Below are 17,647 nucleotides of genomic sequence, written 5' to 3'. Positions count from 1 at the left end.
GTTCACATCGGACGGGTTTCAATCTGCGCCTGCAACTGGCCGCCGACAATGGATATTTCCTTGAAGTGCTGGCCGTCGCGCAGCACGAAAAGCGCGTCCATCCCGCGTTCCTGTGCCAGACGTGGCCCTTCGGTTTCACCCAGCACCATCAGCGCCGTGGCCCAGGCATCGGCGAGCATGCACGAAGCAGCCACCACGGTGACGGCGGCTAGCCGGTTGCACAGCGGCGCGCCGGTGGCCGGGTTCATGGTATGAGCATAGGCTTGACCGGCCACGTCGACCCACTGTCGGTAGTCCCCGGAGGTCGCGATCGCGGCATCGCCAAGTTCCATGACGCCCATGACTGCACGCACACCGCGGTCAGGCTTTTCCACCGCTACGGTCCAGCACTGGCCATCGGGTTTGACACCCCGGGCGCGCATCTCGCCATCGATGCCGACCAGGTAGCGGGTGATGCCAAAACCTTCCAGGCAACGAGCCAACTCATCGACGCCAAACCCCTTGGCGATGCCATTCAAATCAAGGTGCAGCGGGGCGCGTTTGCGCACCTGATAGCGTAACGGGTCGACCACCAACGCGGCGCTAGCTGACAGCCGGGTGCGCGGCGGCATCGTCGCGAGCGCCTGTTCTCTAACGGTCGGTTCTTCGGGGCCGAACCCCCAGGCATTCACCAGATCACCGACGGCAATGTCGAAGGCGCCGCCGGATTGCTGACTGACACGCAGTCCCGCTGACAGCACCGTTGCCAGTTCCTGGGGCACCAAAATCCATTGCTGCTCGGGGGCGGCATTGAGGCGGTTGAGGTCCGAGTCGGGTTTCCAGGTGGACATTTGCTGGTCCACCCGGGCCACCACGCACGCCAAGTGACGACCCACTTCGTCGGTATCGATTCCGGCCCCGGCATAGAACAGGGCGGTGTAGCGGCTGCCCATGGTTTCGCCGTTCAGGCTGTAGCGCTGCAACTCAGTAGACGTCTTCACGGTAGCGTCCTTGTGCCTTGAGGGTCAGCACCGTCAGGTTGAGAGGTGCCAACACCTCATCGAGGGCGTGCATCACGCCTTTGGCCATTTCGCGACTGCCACACACCAGCACCTGGGCGCCTTTTTCAATCAGTAGACGCAGGGCCTGGGCATCTCCGATCAGCCGGTCTTGCACATAGCAGCGGTCTTGAACCTGAGAAAAGGCGGCGCGCAATGCCGTCAGGCGCCGGTCGGCCAGGTACTGCTTGAGTTGCGGCTCGTAGAGGAAGTCCGAGGCCGGGTTGCGCCCGCCCCAATACAAGTGCATCGGGTGGTGGGCCGTGTTGTTGCGGATAAAACCGGCCAATGGACCGATGCCGGTACCGGCACCGATCAAGATCACCGGGTGCGTGCCCGACGCCGGGCGAAAGTGCGGGTTAGGCTGGATAAACGCTTCGATCGATGCTCCGACGTCCAGGCCATGAAGAAATTCCGAGCACACGCCGCCGTTGTGTTTGCGCACGCAGATTTCTAGCACGCCGTCCTGCGAACCGCTGGCCAGCGAGTAGAAACGAGGGATTGGACTGCCCGGAGGCACAATCCCGACCAGGTCACCGGCCAGGAAGTCCGGCAGCGCACCGGGTGCCTTGAAGCGCAAGACGTGGGTCGGTGCGTTCACCTGTTCGCCATAGACGATGCGCTCTGTCAGCAGCAATGGATGGGTCTGTGGCCGCTGCGGGATATGGACCAGTGTCAGGTCATGCTTGAGCACGTCGCCCAGCGCGTGGCCCCAACGTGCAAATTCCTGAGAGGATTGGCGGTTGACGGTTTCCAGCCCCAATAACGGCGAGCCACCGGCCTGCAACATCGCGTCCTGCACTTGATAGGCGAACTGACAGAACTGCGCAAATTGGCGGTCACCAAAGCCCAGCACGGCAAAGGGCAGGCCGGGCTTGAGGCCGGTTTTGGCCAGCCGCGACATAAACTGCGAAGCCGAGGCTGGCGCGTCGCCGTCACCGTGGGTCGCGGTGAGGATGATCACGCGTTGGGCGCTGCGGTAATCGTTGGCGTATTGATTCATCGCCGCGCTATGCACTCGGTGTCCGGCCAGGTGCAAGGCGTCATGCAAGGTCTTGGCAAAGTCCCAGGTGCTGTTGTTTTCACTGCCCACTAGAATCACGCTGTCGGCGGAGTGGGCAGGGCTGTTGTGGCGGATGTTCGGGCTCGCCTTGCGCCGGCGCCACCACAACAGGATGCCGGTGACGCTCATCAACGGCACACAGAGGGCGCAGAGCCCAAGCGGCAGGCCCAGCCACCAAAGGCCTTCACCGGTGTGCAGCTGATAGATCAATTCGTAGAGGTTGTGCATCGAGTCGTGGGCCTGGTAGGACAACAAGGCGCCGCTCGCCTGATCCACGTAGCCGTCGCCTTGGGCCGTGCGCAGAGAAAACACGTCCTTCGGGTTGCCGGGACTGGGGTAGACCAGCTCGCGCAGGTCATTCAGGTCGGTGGCCTGCAAGGCTTGCAGGCTCGCCACTGGCAAGGCCGGCCCGACACTGACGTGAACGGGGAAGGCGGGTTCATTCTGACTGCCGTCGGCGATAAATCCGAAGGTGGTGGCAGACATATACAGCCCGCTCAAGGCCGACAGCAGCAGCCCGAGCAAGGTCATTCGCCCGACTTCAGAATGCCAGCGCTGGTTGAACGTGCCGCGCAGTGGCCGCAGCAGGTTGCGCCAGCCACCCAGGCGCCGGGCCAGCAACAGCGCGCCGGACACTGACAGCATCAGCATGAACAACGCGCCGACACCCGACACCCCATGGCCCGGCGTGCCAAGGAACATCGAGCGGTGCAGCTCTTTCACCCAACGCGTGAACCCGGAGGGTGCATAAGGTGCGAGGCCTTCGCCAGTCAGTGGGTCGACCGTTTCAGCCCCGGCCTGACCGTCCTGGTTGTAGTAGACGATGACCGCCCCGGAAGCTGTGCGCTGGATCTGCTCCACGCCCGGGAAGTGATTAGCCATACGCCCGGCCAATTGACCGACGCTGAGTTGCCCGGCCGCGGTGGGGGTGCTGTGCAAGCGTTCCAGCGCCGGGTCGACCGACAGGATCGCGCCGCTGATGGCCAACAGCATGACCAACAGGGCGGCGATCAGGCCGGACAGGGAATGGGACTGGCGAAGCATGTTCAGCCTCCAGAAAGGGCAGGTGCTACAAATCGTAAGTAAAGGACTCGACATAGGTGCTGCCGGTCGCCGGCTGGCCTGCGCCATTGGACGTCAGGGGCACGCTGACATCGGCGCGGGCATCACGCTTGTCCTCGACGGCACTGTCGATGCGGATCTGATACCCAGCATCGATCAGGATGTCTGCCAGTTCGACGCTGACTTTGAGCGTGCGCCCACTGCCGACACTGGCGCCGCTGACGCCGTCAAACTCGCTCGGGCTCATCCCGCTGCCACGGGCCCAGTCGCCCAGGTGCTTGTAGTACTTGGCCTTCTTGCCGGCCACCCACAGGGTTTTCTGGTATTGGCCGTTGGCGTCGGTCACGTAGATCGCCAGGTAGGCATCATTGCCGCTGTAGTCCTTGAGCTGGGTGGTCAGGGTAACTTCCCGGGCCTGGGCCAACCCCGGCAGGGCAATGGCGCCGGCGAGACAGGTGGCTGCGATGATCTTTTTCATGAGGGTGTCCTTTTGATCGTTAGGTCGAGAGCCTGGACCTGCTTGCTGACAGCAACCTGAATCACAGGAAAAACTCATCGACGGGTGAGGCGTCATTCGGTGAGCGGGCTGCCGAGATAATCCCTGGCATCGCCGTCGTCGCGAAAATGGATCTCGAGCGTGCGCAGGCGCAGCGAGGCCGGTGAGTAGCTGGCTTCGATGGCGTTGCCCTTGCGGTCCAAACCCTTGAGTTCGTAACAACCGTCGTCGACCTTGATGCGTTGCACGCTCCAGCCGTATTGCCGCTCGACCTGCTGTCGCAAAGTCTCGCGCGGTTGCCAGTCGCTCACCGGGTCGCTGCAGTCGTCGTCGGCCATGGCGAAACCGCTAAGCAGCAGGCTCAACAGCGCGGCATGGGCAATAAAACCTGATTTCATGATCTGTCTCCTGCCGAGGTCGGCGTCTGTGGCATACCCTAAGGTGCATTCCTGACAACCAGCTGAATCTTCAGATTCACGTCAGGTAAGGCGATTAAGGTGCGGCACGACAACCACTACAGGAGGTCTCAGATGCGGGTTTTATTGGTCGAGGACGCCCCAGGGCTGGGGGAAGCGGTGCGCGAACAGATCGCCGATGACGGTCACGCCATCGATTGGGTGCAGCGCCTGGACCATGCGCGCAACAGCGTGCGCACCACGCCTTACGACCTGATCCTGCTGGACTTGATGCTGCCGGACGGTCGCGGGTTGGATTTCTTGCGTCAGCAGCGCTCGGCCGGGGACGTGACACCGGTGATTATCCTGACGGCCAAGGATCAGATTTCCGATCGCATCGCCGGCCTCAATGCCGGGGCCGACGATTACCTGGTCAAACCGTTCGACCTGTTTGAACTCTCGGCCCGTGTGGCGGCGGTGGCCCGACGATACAGCGGCAACCCCAATCCGCAGATCAGACTCGGTGATTTGCAGGTCGACATGAGCGCCCGCACTGTGCAGCGTGCCGGCACCACCGTGGACCTGACGGCTCGCGAATGGGCGCTGTTCGAAGCGTTCGTGCAGCGCCCCAGCGCGTTGTTGTCCAAGTCGCAGCTCGAAGAGCGGCTGTATGCCTTCGGTGCCGAAATCGAGAGCAATACCATCGAGGTGTACATCAGCCGTCTGCGTAAAAAACTGGGGCGCGATCTGATTGAAACCGTGCGCGGCATGGGCTACCGGTTGGCGGCCGCATGAAGTCTTCTTCGAGCCTGCAAAAACGCCTCGGCCTGGGGCTGACCCTGGGCATGACCTTACTGTGGCTGGGCGCGACCGTTGGCGCCTGGCTGGTGGTGCAACATGAATTGAACGAGGCGTTCGACAGTGCGCTGGAAGAGACCGCGCAACGGATCTTGCCGCTGGCCGTGCTGGAAATCAGCAACCGGGAGGAACCCCGTGAAGCGCAGCACGTTGCGACGTTGAAAATGCACAAGGAATACCTGACGTACCTGGTGCGCGATGCCAGCGGCAAGATCCTGATGCAGTCCCACGACGCCAACCCGAAGATCTTCAGTAAGCAGCCGACCGAGGGATTTTCCACCTCTGAAAAGTACCGCTTGTATGGCGCCAGTGCGTTACGCGAGACGCTGTTCATTGAGATCGCCGAGCCGCTGGGTCATCGCCGTGAAGCCGCGCGGGAGGCTTTGTTTGCCTTGTTGTTGCCGCTGTTGGCGCTGATTCCCATCAGTCTGTTGGGCACCTGGTTGTTCGTGCGGATCAGCCTGCGCAGTGTGTTGGCGTATCGTCGGGCGGTCGAGGCGCGTGGGGTGGGGGATCTGTCGCCGATCAAGGTGGCTCGCCTGCCGGCAGAAATCGATCCATTGGCCGAGGCAGTCAACCACTTGCTGGAGCGCTTACGCAAGGCCCTGGAAGCGGAGCGCAGCTTTACCGCCAACAGCGCCCATGAACTGCGCACGCCACTGGCCGCGACCCTGGCGCAGATCCAGCGGTTACACCACGAGGTGCCCGAAGGCCCGTTGCGGTTACGCGCGGCTAAAATCGAAAACTCGTTGCGCGAACTGGCGCGGCTCTCGGAAAAACTCATGCAATTGGCCAAGGCCGAGGGGGGCGGGCTGCTGTCCGAAACGCCCCAGGACCTTATTCCGTTGCTAGCCCATGTGGTCGATGAGTGGAACCAGAGTAGCGGGCACCGGATCGAGTTGCATCTGCCAACCCGGACGAGCCTGTACTCGACGATTGACCCGGACGCCTTCGCCATCCTATTGCGCAACCTGATCGAGAACGCTCTCAAATATGGCGCCGCGGATCAACCGGTCGAAGTCAGCCTCAGTGACCAGGCGCTGCTGCGGGTGGTCAATGGTGGCCCGCCGGTACCCGATGCGGTGTTGCAGCAGCTAACCGAGCGCTTTGTGCGGGGGCACAGCGAAACCAGCGGTTCAGGGTTGGGATTGGCGATTGCACAAACCATAGCGCAGGGCGTCAATGGGAAAATGCGGCTGATATCGCCGGCGACTGGGCGAACGCAAGGATTCGAAGTCTGCGTCTGGTTTGCGCTTGCCTCAACTGCCGACGATTGAGGGTGGTGCCGGACAGTAGCTATCCGTTGTGTGATATGCCGCAGGTGTGAGCCGAACCAAATCCACATTTGCTGACGTGCCGATAAATTTCAGATTTAACGTAGGTGCGCACATTTCAATTTTGGCGAAGCGTTTTTGCACACTCTGGGCCGAAAGCTGTCCGTTGAAGACATCCACATCCCCAGGTGTGTCGAGGTCGAACTTCAATGAGTCATGAGCCGCAGTGTTCCGCTTTGATTGCCTGCAATGTTCCTCAGAACGGCCGCTAACGGGCAAAAGCGGTCGTTCACGGGAGGCAGCTATCGACCCACAGCAGTAATCTGAACCGCATTGATCTAAAGCAATGCCTCCTGCCCATCCTAAAATCGTGATGGCAGTTCATTTCCGGCCTGGGCATCCGAAAAGACCTCATCTGGATCTGCCTGACACCAATATCTGAAAAGTAGGCGAGGCTCGATATTTCCGAAATATTGATCCACGATGCTCTCGGGGCGCACGACCCATCTAGGTTCTGGCCATTGCTGGGCTAAAACACCTAATGGTTTGCCAGATGAATAAACAACCCAAGTGGCCTTGCCTCCACTGATACGAGGTAGGTAGTCCATATCTTGTATCACTTCGATCAAGGTACGCAGTGTTGCTGATTGATCGAGTGTGACCGATATTGCATGACTTTCCAGATCATCTCCCGCATGAACGCTATCTCGATCAATGGCAACTACCAACATGACTGCTCCTTTTAGTGGTGTGCTTTCACCAGATCGATCAGCGTAGAGACATCAGCGGCTAACTGTCGAGTGCGCTTCTAGCCGAAACCTGCCGTACCAGGCTACCGTATTCGGCCAGTAGCAGACACTCAGAAAGCGTCCTGAACGATCAGGTTCTCATGTAATGAAATCATCCAGCTGTCGTACCATCCGCACATCAACAAAACGGAGGTTGATATGGGAGATGGTCAGGGCAAACGAGTCGTTGTCATTGGTGCAGGCATCGTTGGCGCGTCATTGGCGTATCACTTGGCAGGTAAAGGCGCGAATGTCACTTTGGTAGAAGCTGAAGATATAGCTTCGGGAGTGACTGGCAGCTCATTCGCTTGGCTCAATGCCTCACACCCCGAACCCGACCCAATCGCGCAACTGCGCGGTTCTGCCATCAAGGAGTACCGTCGACTCGAAACCCAGCTGCCAGGTCTGGAGATAAGATGGACAGGCGCCTTGTCTTACAGCGTGATGGCGATTGAAGCGCTGCCAACCTCAGGTCACCAAGCTTCGGCAAACCTGGTGTCTCGATCGCAGATTCTCGACTTGGAACCAAATCTCAAGAACCCTCCCCAGTCTGCTCTTTATGCGGCTGAAGAAGGAGCGCTGGACGCAGTAGCAGCTACGCATGCGTTGATCGCAGGTGCCCAGGCGCATGGGGCGAAGATTCTCACTCGGACGCGAGTGCTCGGTTTTGTAAGCCAGAGTGCAAGGATGACTGGAGTCGAAACTACAATAGGCATCCTCGATGCCGATATTGTCGTACTGGCAGCCGGGACAGGCATCACGAAGCTGGCAGACATGCTTGGAGTGTCCCTGCCAATAGAGGCATCTCCCGCCATTTTCATCCGTTACAAGTCACAACCCAACCTCGTGCACACCCTCATCTCCAGCCCTGAAATGGAAGTGAGGCAAAGTTCGGATGGTGCGTTGCTGGCAGCAGAGGATTACCTGGACGACGCCGTGGAAAATCAGCCGGCAGCGATAGCGCTTCGAACTGCCAAGACGATCCAGAACGAACTCCATGGTGTTATTTCTATAGATCCGGAGCGGGCTTGTGTCGGACTCAGGCCCATGCCTGCCGATGGCATCCCCATCATTGGTTATCTACCCAAAGTGGGTGGCGTCTACGTTTGTGCAATGCATCCTGGAATTACTTTGGCGGCGACCGTGGGACGTCTGGCCAGCGAGGAGATCATCGATGACAAGGTGTCCAGTGTCCTTTGCGCATGCCGGCCCGATCGATTTTTGCAAGCGGAGGGAATTCTCTTGTGAGGCAGAAATCGGCCAATGAGCAAACGCTCGGAAACGACTCCTATCGGCCAAAAGCGGACTTTTTAGATAATTTGCTCAGGCATCACTGCCCTTCAGAAGCGGTGAATTTTAATCTGGATTCCCTCATCTGCATCCGGAGCACGAAAGTAGCTCGTGATCAAATCGAACTCAGCGTCGCTTGCTGCAAACTCATGCTCTGCGCGGCCATTGCGCTGATGTAGCCGGCCCCGACAGGAGGTCTCATCATCCACTTCGATGTAGTGGAAACAGTGGGGAATTTCGGCTGCGTCAGCCAGACCGCATAACCATTGCCGATCCTCTGGAGTGTTGGCCGGGAAATCCAAAATCACAGTCACGCCAGCCTTCAGCACATCGGTGACAAGCGGGCCCACCAATGCCCGAATCTGACGTGCAAGCCGCACATAATCGGCCACTGAATGGATCTGGTCAGGATAAAGCCTTGAGAGCCAATAATCCTCACTCATCAGAATAGCCGACCGTTCAGAAGCCAAGGACTTGGCCAGCGTCGACTTGCCGGATGCAATCTTGCCTGACATCAAATGAAGCATTGGTTGAGTCATGGGGGACGTCTCCTTGTCGAGTACTGATGATGCTCATTGAAAAGCGTCGAAGCAACCGCAGATCGTCCACTGTCAGCTTTGGGGCGGAAGCGGTCGACATGAACGTCCGGTATTGGCCGGATGCTGCCTGTCGTGAAGGGCTGCACCGGCACAAAGCTGACGGTAGGCTTTGCCCAGTTTCAGATTGAGCAAGCCGGTCTCTCCCCCAACCGCTCTACCAACCTTACAAGATAGCCGTCGGGATCCTGGACGATGAATTCGCGCTGGCCTACTTCTACATTATCTGCCCGATACCAAGTGTCTTTGCATTCTCGATAGAGTGGAAATCCAGCCAGATCAAGTTTTTGGATGATGGGTGCGACAGCCTCAACATCAATCTGTAGGTTGATGCCCCTTCCAAACGGCTTAGTCAACGGCGCAGTCAGCCATTGCCCCGCGTCCGAATCAATCTGCTCAAGCATTACTTGAGCACCGTTCAAATCAAGGTATGCAAATCCGTCTTCCGGACGTTGATAAGCTATTTTGAGCCCCAAGCAAGAAACCCAAAAAGCCAGGCTGCTATCCAGGTTGGTGACCATTAACTCCGGAACCAGCTTGTTACGTTCGAACATGAGATGACTTCCATTTCAAAAGGCTAATTCGTGCAGGCGGGCAGGTTCTGCACTTATGGCTTCGATGCCACGACGGGATCGTGGCGGCCTGATGATGCATGTTCGGGTTGGAATTATCGAGTCGCGCTGAGTGGCAGCTTTTGGCCGAAAGCGGTCAGTCGTAAGCGTCGGTTATCGCCATTTGCTTTCATGCGAGTGAGCGTTATTTGTAAAGACTGGATGTGATACTCGTTAAAAAACCCGCCAAGGGGAGGCGGATATGAAGGGGTCACGAGGGTCGAACTTGAGTGTAGACCGTGACGAGCTCCACTCTAGAGCATGTGAGATTGGATCACTGGCCGATCGGGATCTGAACCTTAAAGATGGTGCCTTGCTCAGGTGTGGAAACCACCCCAATTTTTCCTCCGTGGGCGGTCACTATCTCCGACGCGTTGAACTGACCCATCCCCAAGCCGGCGGTCGATCCTTTTTCAGTTGCTGCATAGTTTGAGTAACGGACCTGGGGATTGAAAAGGTGCAGCATTGCGCTGGCAGGTATAAGTTCGCCGCGATTCTGCACGCTGAAGACTGTCCAATTGTCAGCTTGAGACAAGGTCACATGGATAGGTTGCAATGGGTCACCATGCCTGACCGCACCATGGGCTCAATTTTTTCTGGCCGTTCACACTTTACGTCGGCGTCCAAGACCCTAATCAGAACTCCCCTCCCAAACGCTGGTAGCGGCGCTCAAACGCCTCCGAGCCTCCCTCCATCACCTGGCAAACCTCTTGCCGCATGTCCTGCTCCTGTAGTGAGCCAGTCTGCTTCACATGACACTGGTTGTTAAAATCCAGCACATGAATCAGCTCAGCATCTCCATTTACTACGATGTTGGGATTATGAGTGACGATGATTAGCTGTCGGCGCTGCTTGTTAGAGCGAATCTGCTGAACGACCAGTCCATAGATAAGATGATTGTCCAGGTCATCCTCGGGCTGGTCGAGAACCAAAGGCTCACCTCCATGCGCTAGCAGAAAAGCCAGCATGGCAGCTGCGCGCTGACCCGCAGAGGCCTGACCGATAGATTGGAAGTCCCGTCCGTTGCCTTTGCGACTATATTCAACCTGTAGACCATCCTCAGGGAACCAGCACAGCAGGTGGTCCATGTATTCAGGTCGTCTGTCCGTTTCACTTTTCAAATATTTATTGAACCAACTCCCAAATTCTGGTTTGCCACGGCAGGCCTGGGATAATCGCGTCCTCAAAATCTTCAGCAATTCTTCGAAACTGGGCGTGTCCCCGAGCAACTCGTCTGCCACCATGAGATCTGCTATGAGCCCCTTAGGAGTCGAACCTTCCTGCTCCTGATACAAGTCATCCGCGTATTTGCCGTCTCCCACACCCAGCGCTTCGCGCAATGATCGCTCGATCCCCCGCGTATCGCGGCTATAGGGAACGAGCTCAATCCTTACGTAGAGGTTGTCATGTAGGGTGGCCTGGAGGAATTCGCTGCGTCGATGACTGATTGCCCGGCGTGCCAACTGGATTTGCTCCAGCTGTGACATCGCAGTGTTGCGCAGCTCAGCATGTTGCGACTTCAACGCGTTCAAGTTCCTCAACTCGGTATCCAGTCGCTGATCTTCTTGGACCAAGCGGCCGTACTCGCTGGGATCGTTGACCCCCTGCTGCTGAAGACTCTCCTTTAGCTGGTGGTAGGCTTCTCTAGCAGTTGCGATTCGGGTAAACCAAGGCGATGACTCAAGGTCTGTTTTCAGCGCTTGCCCAAACATTGCCAATTCGGTAGCGGAAGTCTCGATGTCCTGTCTTACATTGCCGATAACCTCGTTCAAGGCCTGAATGGAGGCCAGAGCGGGACTGTCATCATCGGCATCAAATAGCCCTGCTTGCAGGTCGTCAGGCAGCAAAGTGGCAGCGACATTTTCCAGTTCTGTAACAAGCTTGGTCACCGCCTGAAATTGACGTTCAAGCTCCCGATTCTGTTGGCTGGTGCGTTGGTAGTTTTTCAACACAACCGTGTGATCGAGGCCTTCGAACCGTTCAAGTTTTCGCTTTATGTCTTGCAGTGCGAGCGTTAAGGATTCGAGGGCTGATAACTTCCCTTCCATTTCGCGCATTCTTGCCCGGGAAGCCAGAAATGCGCTTTTTGCGTCTTCAAGTGCGTTTCTTTGCGGTCGCGTGTCAGCGGCATCATCGATCACTTTCAGTAAAGCCTGCTGACTGTCGCCGGCCAAGGCAGCAATTTGCCCCTGACTAAACAGCCTTACAGGAAAGCGCTGCTCATTGATGACCTGGCTGTCAGAGGGTATGAAATCAGTAGATAGGATGTCCCATTCTTCCACAATGTTCTCGGTGTCATCCTTTCGCCAAGTAAGGCGATAGGGCGAGCCATTGCGAAGAACCTGCACACGGATCTCCGTGTCGTCGAGTAAGCCGCCGTTGTCGTTTTTAGTCTTCCCGACAGCGTTGAATTTATTGAAGGTCTGTCCAGCCTCGGAAGCCTGCGACAGTTCCCTTTCCCTCCGATAAGCCAAGCGAAGGGCGTGCACGATGGTTGATTTCCCTGTTCCTCGACCGCCGATCAGCGCATTAAAATATGGATTGAGGGGGAGAGATGCACTATTTTTTCCACGCCCCATGTAGCGTGCATTTCGAATTTCAATAGATTCGATGAAGTGATCGGGGGTAGTGAATGGTGCGAAGCCAGCGCTTTGGTCGCTACGGCGTACTGAAACCTCTTGCCCGTCCAGTAGCGCGAGGCGCAGACCTTCCATGTTGGGTTTGGCCATTTTGATCCAGGTGAAGCGCGAGCCAGGAACCGCCGTCCCTTGGAAACTGTGGCAATCACTACCAACCACACTGGCGAAGAGAAGCTTCAGTTCTTCAAGCACTATGGGAGGTGAACTGCTTCCTGAGGTCCACTCCATGGCCAAAATGCCCGGTTCCTCTAGAACTTGCTTGACGGTGTTCGTATCGAGCAAACATTTTCGGGTTCCCTGCTCAACCTGCAGTAGGCCCTTGTCACCCTCCACATGAGCAGGAATCGCTAATCCGCCCTCGGCAATGACATGCTCGATCACCTTAGCAGCGCCCTCACGTGTCACACCGTCGCTATCCCCACGCGTTCCCGCGTAATGCACTTTCGCCAGCAAATCACTGACGGTTTGGCTGGAGGCAGATGGGTCGAAAATGGCGAGCAAGTGGAAGCCGCCCTGAACAGAAATCTCAACGCCAGGGAATAAATGGAGTTCGCGAAATCCCTCAGGTGGACTCCCGGCATTTGCTTCACGCTTCATGTCCGAGTAGGCGGCCTTAAGCCCATCCACCCATTCACCGCTGTTGTGATCGGTGACTGCCACACAGTCGATCTCAGCAGCCATGTACTTGAGCAACCATTTTTGCGGCGTCAACTCATCGACGGTACCAATCGCGGCTTGCCAAGCATTCGTATCCTTTGATGCCGGGGTGTGAGTGTGAAAATCGAATTTCCACCAGCGGGCGCCAGCGTATCGCCAAGCCTGACTCATATTCTCTCCTTGTTGGCCATCCTCACCGTCTTGTTACGCAATGGCGCTTAGTCCATTCATGGGTGGGACTGTGCCAACAGTATCGCTCACTGGCCCGATTCGGCTAGTGATCGAGGGGGGGGGAGGAAGCTCTCGAAATGAGTAAGTGATGTGAATTTTGAATGGCCCCGAGTTTCATAGATGCTTTCGAGCCTCAGGGATACCAATCTAGTCCCAGTGAGACTGTCCGCTTCTGGCCGTTTTCAGCCGGTCTTGAGGGGCAACGAACGGCCAAATGCAGTCATTCAGCCATATGGTGAGTAGCGGATCTGAGATTGTGCGAAAGCTCCGCCCCCGAAGGCGCCCGCGCAGAAATGCCGTTACGAGCTAGGTTCACAGGCAATCGTGAGCTGGTATAACTGTTTGGTATACAGGCTACGAAGGTAGGGAAGCCATGGCTCTCATTGATGACGTTGAAGGCTTGCAATCGATCTACATCAATCGTGCCACCGGGAATGGAAACGACGATGATGAGCGGGATTACCCTCTTTACCGGCAAAGCGTTCTTGATGACCCTCGTGTGGCCTCGCTGGTGCCCGCGTGGGTGCGTCGTTACAGGAACTTGGATCAGTTTTGGGGGTTCATCCAGCCGAAATTCCCAAGCTACGCAGAGCGTAGGAAGTTCATCTGGGATGATTTTAGGGCGCTCGTCGACTTTGCTGAATCGGGTGGGGAGCACCCTTCGGATATCGTTGTCTCGGAGGCGCTGGACCGCATTGATGCTGAGCACGTTCGGATCGCTTGGACAAAGGCACTTGAAAGGCGCTCAACTGACCCCGAGGGAGCTATCACCATGGCTCGTACGCTCCTAGAATCGGTATGCAAACACATTCTTGACGAAGCCGGAACGAGCGACCATGAGACGACTCCTGATCTGAACAAGCTCTACAAACAAACAGCTACGCTTTTAAATCTGACGAAGGCACAGCATGAAGAGGTCGTGTTCAAGCAAATCCTTGGAGGATGTACAGCAGTTGTAGAAGGGTTAGGCGCGCTTCGGAATCGTCTAAGCGATGCTCACGGAAAAGGAAAAGGCGGGGTGAAGGCTGCTCCACGGCATGCAGAACTGGCAGTGAATCTGGCGGGCTCAACTGCGCTTTTCCTGCTTGCCACATGGGAGGCGAAGAACGGGGATTGAGTGTGGTATCGCTCAATAAGGGGCGGATCAAATTCAGTACAAATGGATGGTCAAATCTACCTAGTACCGACAACTCAAAAACGTCCGCTCCTGGCCGATAGCGGCCTTAATGACCTGTTCATTGAATTCCGCCCTATGTTCAATCGGCCCCCACACCTGGCCCTGGTATGGGAGCCTTTTTTTGTGGCCGTGGAAGCCGGTCCGCCCAGGGCTGGTCTACCATTCCTTGGCTGTCTGGCTACTGACGTGCATCTGAGTTGTCTTAAAATGCGTGATCCTACAGCCCGATTTCTTTCCGCAATTTATTTTCAGGTGCTGGTTTTGCTGTCTTGGAACGGAGGGAAAATTTCGGTGATGCGGAAAAATGCTGGCCGTAAGCTTCTGAATTAGAAGTAAAAAGTTATGGACTTAAAATCCCGTGTTTTGTAGGACATGCTCAATTTAATCTTTGGTGGGCTAGCTTTGATCAAAATGCTTGCGAAGAAGCGCCCAGGGAAGGGCTGCTTACCCAGCAGCTGGCATATCGGAAGCTTGCAGGACTAAAGCTGATACCAATTTTGATACCATCAGCTGCTAAATGGCGTATTCTGGTGCGATCTCGTGCGCGCTAACCGACTGATTTTATTGCGCTTTTGGCCGCATCACGATGCATCTTAGATCGCATCGTGATGTTAGCTGTAGAGATCAAGAGTTTTTCCTGCGAAGCATTCTGAATAGCGAGGGTGCGGCTGTAGCGCTTGGCCCGAGTCAAGGTGCGCTGAGGCGGGAGTTCCCGGCATCAACCAAGGGGGCGCGTAAAGTTTGGCGGCGATTGTACTGGTCTGGCTCTTTAAACGATAGGGCGAAGACGTCGCGGGTGCCGATTGGCACAATCGCGAGACAGTTTTTCACAGATGAAGGTTCACTATCGGTTACAAAGTGTGGCTAAAATGCCATCCATTCACCCACCGCCCTACAGCGGCGCGGGCTCAAGGACGTGCCATTTTGTACTCAGACCACTGCATAAGACGCTGGGCCTCAGGCCGACAGGCGCGCAGTTTGTTAACTTCTGACGTGTGACGAATTCCGTGAAACTCATCATTGCTGCTATTTATGTCATTTCCATTGCATACGTTCACTTGCGTGGCCGTGTGCGCCACAAACTGGGTCGGCAACTGAGCGATCATTCGACGTTTCTGGCACCGATCAACTGCTTTCTCTACCTGTTCTCGAAAAAGCCGAACAAGCCTTACCTTGATCCGGCTGAATTTCCCGACCTGAGCCCGTTGCAGGCGCATTGGGAAGAAATCCGCGAAGAAGGCCAGAACCTGCTGCGCGCGGGGGAGATCAAGCGTTCGAACCAATACGACGACGTCGGTTTCAACTCGTTCTTCAAAAGCGGCTGGAAGCGTTTCTACCTCAAGTGGTACGGCGAGAGCCATCCGTCGGCCATGAAGCTGTGCCCGCGCACCACGGAACTGGTTCAGAGCATCGGCTCGATCAAGGCTGCTATGTTCGCCGAACTGCCGCCAGGTTCGAAACTGGTACGCCATCGCGACCCGTACGCCGGCTCCTATCGTTACCACTTGGGCCTGGACACGCCTAACGATGCGGGTTGCTACATCAACGTCGACGGTGAGAGCTACCACTGGCGTGACGGTGAAGCGGTGATGTTCGATGAAACCTTCATCCATTACGCGGAAAACACCACCGACAAGAACCGCATCATCCTGTTCTGCGACATTGAGCGTCCAATGAAGTATCGCTGGGCTGCAGCGTTCAATGCCTGGTTCAGCCGTACGGTAATGTCCGCCGCCGGTGCGCCCAACGATGCGGGCGACCGTACCGGAGGGATCAACCGTTTGTTTACCAAAATCTACAAGATCAGGTTGCGTGGCAAAGAGCTGAAAAAGCGTAATCGTGCTCGGTACTACATGGAAAAGTGGGCGATCTTTGGTGGTTTGCTGGCGATCTTTATTCTGATCTGAACATTATTGCTGTGACTGTCCTGACGCCATCGCTGGCAAACCAGCTCCCACAATGGCAGGTGTGATGCTTCAATCGCATTTACACCGCTAAAACCTGTGGGAGCTGGCTTGCCAGCGATAAGGCCCTGAGATTCACCCGATGATTCAAGAGGCTTTTTTAGCCTTCTTCGCTGGCGTTGACTTGCTCGCCGTTTTGGCCTTCGGCTTGGCGGAGGCCTTTCCACCCAGGCTACGTTTAAGCAGCTCGGTCAGGTCGATAACATCGGCAGTCTTGCGCTGTTCCTCGCCACCCACCGTCTCGACATCCTCGATCTCGCCCTTATGGGCCTTTTTCTCCACCAGCGCCATGATCTTGTCTTCGAACTCGTCTTTGTAATCCTCGGGGCTCCAGTCCCCGCTCATGTCCTCGACAAGACGTTTGGCCATGTCCAACTCACCTTTGGCAAGCTGAGGCTTGGTCACTTCACTGCCCAGTTCCAACTGATCGAGGCCGCGTACTTCCTGGGGCCAGCGCAATTTCACCAGCACCAGCGCTGACTCCAGCGGCATCACCGCCGCCAGATACTGGCGCGTGTGCAAGACGACGCGGGCGAGCGCAACCTTGTTGGTTTTGCTTAACGTTTCACGCAACAGCGCGTACACCTTGCCACCGCGCTTGTCCGGCGCCAGGTAGTAGGGCGTATCGATGTTCTGCAACGGGATCTGCTCGGCGTCGACGAAGGAAAAGATGTCGATGGTCTGGGTCGAAACCGGGTGCGCGGAGCGGATTTCCTCTTCGCTGAGCACCACATAACGACCCTTTTCGTAGGCCACACCTTTGACGATGTTTTCCTTGGTAACTTCCTTGCCGGTCACCTTGTTGACGCGCTTGTAGCCCACCGGGTCCATGCTGCGACTGTCGAGCCAGTCAAAGTCCACGCCTTGGGATGAGGTCGCTGAAACCAGCGCGACAGGGATATGGACCAGTCCGAAGCTGATCGCGCCTTTCCAGATTGCCCGAGCCATGGTGAGTTCTCCGAGTGATGATCAGGTGACCTGAAGCCCGGCGCGAAAGTTTCCAGAGAATGCGCATTTTCAATTGGCTTCGGTCAAGCCGTGTTACATGTTGTTTAACGCCGACGGGTTAACAAATCCGAACCTGAAGCGTAGCGTGGACTCGAAGGCTCTATACCAAGCACATCGAGAGGCTGACCCATGAACCGATTTCTGATTGGCATCGCCGTCCTGACACTCAGTGGCGGTCTGGTTCATGCGGACGTTGTGCTGGCGCAGAGCCCGACCGGCAACAGCAACAATCCCTATAACAGTCCGATTCGCCGGGCGAATCCCAACAGCATGCAGGGCACCCAGCCCAGTGCGCCGCCCATCCGTGGACCAAGCACCGTTCCCGTGCCGCGTCCGCCAACCCTCGATAACCGGGGCATTGGCAATGGCCAGCCGATCCGTTCAGCGCCGGCCAAGCCACCTACATTCATTCCAAACCCACCCTCGCGAAGCACCGACACTCAACGTTAAACGGCAGGTAAAACGCTCTGCCAGACTTTGATACGACAAAAGGAATCGTGC

General features: G+C 56.7%; 15 protein-coding genes and 1 pseudogene. 6 read left to right on the top strand and 10 right to left on the bottom strand.

The window, feature by feature from the left end; genetic code table 11:
• Nucleotides 1–2: 2 nt before the first annotated feature.
• The 4 genes from AB4P92_RS01760 to AB4P92_RS01745 form a co-directional block, all read right to left on the bottom strand.
• Nucleotides 3–980, bottom strand: coding sequence for an FAD:protein FMN transferase (locus tag AB4P92_RS01760; RefSeq protein ID WP_261735358.1), 978 nt, complete (start codon nucleotides 978–980; stop codon nucleotides 3–5).
• The gene (locus AB4P92_RS01755; RefSeq protein ID WP_395598731.1) at nucleotides 964–3,144 is read right to left on the bottom strand and encodes a PepSY domain-containing protein; all 2,181 of its coding nucleotides are present in this window, start codon (nucleotides 3,142–3,144) and stop codon (nucleotides 964–966) included. Before AB4P92_RS01755 ends, AB4P92_RS01760 begins: the two co-directional genes overlap by 17 nt.
• 25 nt (nucleotides 3,145–3,169) lie before the next feature.
• Nucleotides 3,170–3,640: a DUF2271 domain-containing protein gene (locus AB4P92_RS01750; RefSeq protein ID WP_395598730.1), complete on the bottom strand. Its 471-nt coding sequence runs from the start codon at nucleotides 3,638–3,640 to the stop codon at nucleotides 3,170–3,172.
• Between the two features lie 92 nt (nucleotides 3,641–3,732).
• Nucleotides 3,733–4,056, bottom strand: coding sequence for a PepSY domain-containing protein (locus AB4P92_RS01745; RefSeq protein ID WP_010459356.1), 324 nt, complete (start codon nucleotides 4,054–4,056; stop codon nucleotides 3,733–3,735).
• Nucleotides 4,057–4,188: 132 nt separating this feature from the next.
• Here AB4P92_RS01745 and AB4P92_RS01740 point away from each other — a divergent pair, with 132 nt between their 5' ends.
• Both AB4P92_RS01740 and AB4P92_RS01735 read left to right on the top strand, forming a co-directional pair.
• Nucleotides 4,189–4,848, top strand: a complete 660-nt coding sequence (locus AB4P92_RS01740; RefSeq protein ID WP_395598729.1) for a response regulator transcription factor — start codon at nucleotides 4,189–4,191, stop codon at nucleotides 4,846–4,848.
• Nucleotides 4,845–6,188, top strand: coding sequence for a sensor histidine kinase (locus AB4P92_RS01735; protein ID WP_395598728.1), 1,344 nt, complete (start codon nucleotides 4,845–4,847; stop codon nucleotides 6,186–6,188). Before AB4P92_RS01740 ends, AB4P92_RS01735 begins: the two co-directional genes overlap by 4 nt.
• 359 nt (nucleotides 6,189–6,547) lie before the next feature.
• On the opposite strand, the gene AB4P92_RS01730 is transcribed toward AB4P92_RS01735, so the two are convergent.
• Complete coding sequence (locus tag AB4P92_RS01730; RefSeq protein ID WP_080963927.1) at nucleotides 6,548–6,916, bottom strand: hypothetical protein; 369 nt, start codon at nucleotides 6,914–6,916, stop codon at nucleotides 6,548–6,550.
• A 216-nt stretch (nucleotides 6,917–7,132) separates the two neighbouring features.
• Between AB4P92_RS01730 and AB4P92_RS01725 the strand changes: the two genes are divergently transcribed.
• Entirely contained in the window at nucleotides 7,133–8,221 is a 1,089-nt protein-coding gene (locus AB4P92_RS01725; protein WP_261735364.1) for an FAD-binding oxidoreductase, read from the top strand.
• A gap of 92 nt (nucleotides 8,222–8,313) precedes the next feature.
• Here AB4P92_RS01725 and AB4P92_RS01720 read toward each other — a convergent pair whose 3' ends face one another.
• The 4 genes and pseudogenes from AB4P92_RS01720 to AB4P92_RS01705 form a co-directional block, all read right to left on the bottom strand.
• Complete coding sequence (locus AB4P92_RS01720) at nucleotides 8,314–8,802, bottom strand: AAA family ATPase (RefSeq protein ID WP_395598727.1); 489 nt, start codon at nucleotides 8,800–8,802, stop codon at nucleotides 8,314–8,316.
• Nucleotides 8,803–8,981: 179 nt separating this feature from the next.
• Nucleotides 8,982–9,413 (bottom strand): VOC family protein, encoded by a 432-nt coding sequence (locus tag AB4P92_RS01715; RefSeq protein ID WP_259494375.1) that lies wholly within the window; start codon nucleotides 9,411–9,413, stop codon nucleotides 8,982–8,984.
• Nucleotides 9,414–9,744: 331 nt separating this feature from the next.
• A pseudogene (locus AB4P92_RS01710) lies at nucleotides 9,745–10,035 on the bottom strand (sensor histidine kinase); the annotation flags it as partial.
• Nucleotides 10,036–10,105: 70 nt separating this feature from the next.
• Nucleotides 10,106–12,937: a TrlF family AAA-like ATPase gene (locus AB4P92_RS01705; protein WP_395598726.1), complete on the bottom strand. Its 2,832-nt coding sequence runs from the start codon at nucleotides 12,935–12,937 to the stop codon at nucleotides 10,106–10,108.
• Nucleotides 12,938–13,370: 433 nt separating this feature from the next.
• Between AB4P92_RS01705 and AB4P92_RS01700 the strand changes: the two genes are divergently transcribed.
• Together AB4P92_RS01700 and lpxO are read left to right on the top strand one after the other, a co-directional pair.
• Nucleotides 13,371–14,114, top strand: a complete 744-nt coding sequence (locus AB4P92_RS01700) for an abortive infection family protein (RefSeq protein WP_395598725.1) — start codon at nucleotides 13,371–13,373, stop codon at nucleotides 14,112–14,114.
• 1,067 nt (nucleotides 14,115–15,181) lie between these two features.
• The gene (gene lpxO, locus AB4P92_RS01695) at nucleotides 15,182–16,081 is read left to right on the top strand and encodes a lipid A hydroxylase LpxO (protein ID WP_042559066.1); all 900 of its coding nucleotides are present in this window, start codon (nucleotides 15,182–15,184) and stop codon (nucleotides 16,079–16,081) included.
• A gap of 144 nt (nucleotides 16,082–16,225) precedes the next feature.
• Here the strand turns inward: lpxO and AB4P92_RS01690 are convergent, their stop codons facing one another.
• Nucleotides 16,226–17,086: a Ku protein gene (locus tag AB4P92_RS01690; RefSeq protein ID WP_395598724.1), complete on the bottom strand. Its 861-nt coding sequence runs from the start codon at nucleotides 17,084–17,086 to the stop codon at nucleotides 16,226–16,228.
• A 189-nt stretch (nucleotides 17,087–17,275) separates the two neighbouring features.
• Here AB4P92_RS01690 and AB4P92_RS01685 point away from each other — a divergent pair, with 189 nt between their 5' ends.
• Nucleotides 17,276–17,596, top strand: coding sequence for a hypothetical protein (locus tag AB4P92_RS01685; RefSeq protein WP_042559068.1), 321 nt, complete (start codon nucleotides 17,276–17,278; stop codon nucleotides 17,594–17,596).
• Nucleotides 17,597–17,647 lie beyond the last annotated feature (51 nt).

The organism is Pseudomonas sp. A0308, from assembly GCF_044218815.1.
Taxonomy (GTDB): domain Bacteria; phylum Pseudomonadota; class Gammaproteobacteria; order Pseudomonadales; family Pseudomonadaceae; genus Aquipseudomonas; species Aquipseudomonas iridis.
This window is presented reverse-complemented; position numbering and strand designations above follow the sequence as displayed.